This is a genomic window from Streptomyces durocortorensis (assembly GCF_016901035.1).
GTDB lineage: Bacteria > Actinomycetota > Actinomycetes > Streptomycetales > Streptomycetaceae > Streptomyces > Streptomyces durocortorensis.
The window spans coordinates 1-3,144 of record NZ_JAFEUF010000422.1; the positions used below are offsets into that span (position 1 = coordinate 1).

Here is a 3,144-nt window from a genome sequence, read left to right on the forward strand (position 1 = left end):
TCGCGGCGGGTCGGGGCGTGGGCGATCACCTTGGCGATCATCGGGTCGTAGTGCACGCCGATGGTGTCGCCGCCGGTGTACCCGGTGTCCAGGCGCAGGCCGGGGCCCTCCGGCACCTCCAGGGTGAGCAGCGCGCCGGCCTGCGGCTGCCAGTCGCGGGCCGGGTCCTCGGCGTAGAGCCGGGCCTCCACCGCGTGGCCGGACGGCTGCGGGGGCGCGGGGGTCGGCAGCGGTTCGCCTTCCGCCACGCGCAGTTGCAGGGCGACGAGATCGAGCCCGAACACGGCTTCCGTCACCGGGTGTTCGACCTGGAGTCGGGTGTTCATCTCCAGGAAGTACGGGCGGCCCTCGGCGGAGACCAGGAACTCCACGGTGCCCGCGCCCCGGTAGTCGACCGCCCGTGCCGCCGCCACCGCCGCCTCGTGCAGCCGCTCGCGCAGGGTGTCGTCCAAACCGGGGGCCGGAGCCTCCTCGACGACCTTCTGGTGGCGGCGTTGCAGCGAGCAGTCCCGCGTCCCGAGCGCCCACACGGTGTCGTGCGCGTCCGCCATCACCTGCACCTCGACGTGCCGGCCGCGCTCCACGTACGGCTCGGCGAAGACCTCCCCGTCCCCGAAGGCGGAGGCGGCCTCGGCGGCGGCCGCCAGCAACTCGCCTGGTAGCGCGTCGAGTTCGCGGACGATCCGCATGCCGCGTCCGCCGCCGCCCGCCGCCGCCTTCAGCAGCAGCGGCAGGTCGTCCTCGCCCGCCGTCGCCGGGTCCACGGGGGCCAGCAGCGGCACCCCGGCCCCGCCCATCAGCTCCTTGGCCCGGGTCTTGGAGGCCATCAGCTCGATCGCCTTCACCGGGGGCCCCACCCACACGAGCCCCGCGTCCTGCACGGCGGCGGCAAAGGCGGCGTTCTCGGAGAGGAAGCCGTAGCCGGGGTGCACGGCGTCCGCCCCGGCGGCCAGGGCGGCGGCCACGACGAGGTCGCCGCGGAGATAGGTGTCGGTGGGAGCCGCGCCCGGCAGGCGTACGGCGAGGTCCGCCCGCCGTACGTGCAGGGCGTCGGCGTCCGCGTCGGAGTACACGGCGACCGTGGTGATGCCCAGGTCGCGGCAGGTGCGGAAGATCCGGCAGGCGATCTCGCCCCGGTTGGCGACGAGCAACGTGGTGATGGTCATGTGGGCCTCACATCCGGAAGACGCCGAAGCCGCCGCGGGCGCCCTCGACCGGTGCGGTGTGGATCGCGGACAGGCACATCCCGAGGACGGTCCGGGTGTCGCGCGGGTCGATGACCCCGTCGTCGTACAGCCGCCCGGACAGGAACATCGGCAGCGACTCCGCCTCGATCTGCTGCTCCACCATGGCGCGCAGCCCGGCGTCCGCCTCGTCGTCGTACGGCTGCCCCTTCGCGGCGGCCGACGCGCGGGCGACGATCGACAGGACGCCCGCGAGCTGCTGCGGCCCCATGACGGCGGACTTGCTGCTGGGCCAGGCGAAGAGGAAGCGCGGGTCGTAGGCGCGGCCGCACATGCCGTAGTGGCCCGCCCCGTAGGACGCGCCCATCAGGACCGACAGATGCGGGACCTTCGAGTTCGCCACCGCGTTGATCATCATCGCGCCGTGCTTGATGATGCCGCCCTGCTCGTACTCCTTGCCGACCATGTAGCCCGTGGTGTTGTGGAGGAAGAGGAGCGGGATGTCGCGCTGGTTGGCAAGCTGGATGAACTGCGCCGCTTTCTGTGACTCCTCGCTGAACAGCACCCCTTGCGCGTTGGCGAGGATGCCGACCGGGTAGCCGTGCAGCCGCGCCCAGCCGGTCACCAGGCTCGGCCCGTACAGCGGCTTGAAGGCGTCGAAGTCCGAGCCGTCGACCAGCCGGGCGATGACCTCGCGCGGGTCGAACGGGGCCTTCAGGTCGCCCGGGACGATGCCGAGCAGCTCCTCCTCGTCGTACTTCGGCGGCTCGGCGGGGCCCGGATCGGCATGCGCTTTACGCCAGTTGAGCCGGGCCACGATGCGACGGGCCTGGCGGATCGCGTCGTGCTCGTCCACGGCGAAATGGTCGGCGAGCCCGGAGGTGCGGGCGTGCATCTCGGCCCCGCCGAGGGATTCGTCGTCGCTCTCCTCGCCGGTGGCCATCTTCACCAGGGGCGGGCCGCCGAGGAAGACCTTGGACTGCTCCTTGATCATCACGGTGTGGTCGGACATGCCGGGGACGTACGCGCCTCCGGCGGTGGAGTTGCCGAACACGACGGCCACGGTGGGGATTCCGGCGGCGGAGAGCCGCGTGAGGTCCCGGAAGAGCGCACCGCCGGGGATGAAGATCTCCTTCTGGGAGGGCAGGTCGGCCCCGCCCGACTCGACCAGGCTGATGACGGGCAGCCGGTTGGCGAAGGCGATCTCGTTGGCGCGCAGGGCCTTCTTCAGCGTCCAGGGGTTCGACGCCCCGCCGCGTACGGTCGGGTCATTGGCGGTGATCAGGCACTCGACGCCCTCGACCACCCCGATCCCGGTGACGAGCGAGGCCCCGACCGCGTAGTCGCTGCCCCAGGCGGCCAGCGGCGACAGCTCCAGGAACGGGGTGTCGGGGTCGACGAGCAGCTCGATCCGCTCCCGCGCCGGGAGCTTGCCGCGCTTGCGGTGCCGGGTCACGTACTTCTCGCCGCCGCCCGCGAGCGCCTTGGCGTGCTCGGTCTCCAGCTCGGCGAGCTTGGCCGCCATGGTGGCCCGATTCGCGGCGTACTCGGGGCTGTTGGCGTCGAGCGCGGTGGGCAGGACGGTCATGCGGTCGCCTCCGGGGCATCGATGCCTTCGAGCAGAGCCACGGGGATCGGCAGCCACCGGGACCGCAGCCACTCCCCCACCGCCTTGGCCTGCGGGTCGAACCGGGCCTGGGCGGCGACGCCTTCGCCCAGGAGTCCGTGGACGGTGAAGTTCAGGGCGCGGAGGTTGGGCAGGACGTGACGGACGACGGTCAGGCCAGCCGTCTCCGGAAGGAGTTCCTTGAAGCGCTCGACGCTCAGCTCGTGTGCCAGCCAACGCCAGGCGTCGTCGTCGCGTACCCAGACACCCACGTTGGCGTCACCGCCCTTGTCGCCGCTGCGGGCTCCGGCGTACAGCCCGAGGGGGGCGCGCTGGGGGGGGCCGGAGGGGTAC

General features: G+C 72.5%; 3 protein-coding genes. All 3 read right to left on the reverse strand.

Features of this window, described 5'->3' with window-relative positions:
- Positions 1-1,166, reverse strand: a 1,166-nt coding sequence (locus tag JS521_RS34870) for an ATP-binding protein (RefSeq protein WP_275564247.1), incomplete at its 3' end; no start/stop codon positions are given.
- Between the two features lie 7 nt (positions 1,167-1,173).
- Positions 1,174-2,772, reverse strand: coding sequence for an acyl-CoA carboxylase subunit beta (locus tag JS521_RS34875; RefSeq protein WP_205086872.1), 1,599 nt, complete (start codon positions 2,770-2,772; stop codon positions 1,174-1,176).
- Positions 2,769-3,144: AtuA-related protein (locus JS521_RS34880; protein ID WP_443732192.1), on the reverse strand; the 376-nt coding region annotated here is incomplete at its 5' end. The genes JS521_RS34880 and JS521_RS34875, both read right to left, overlap by 4 nt.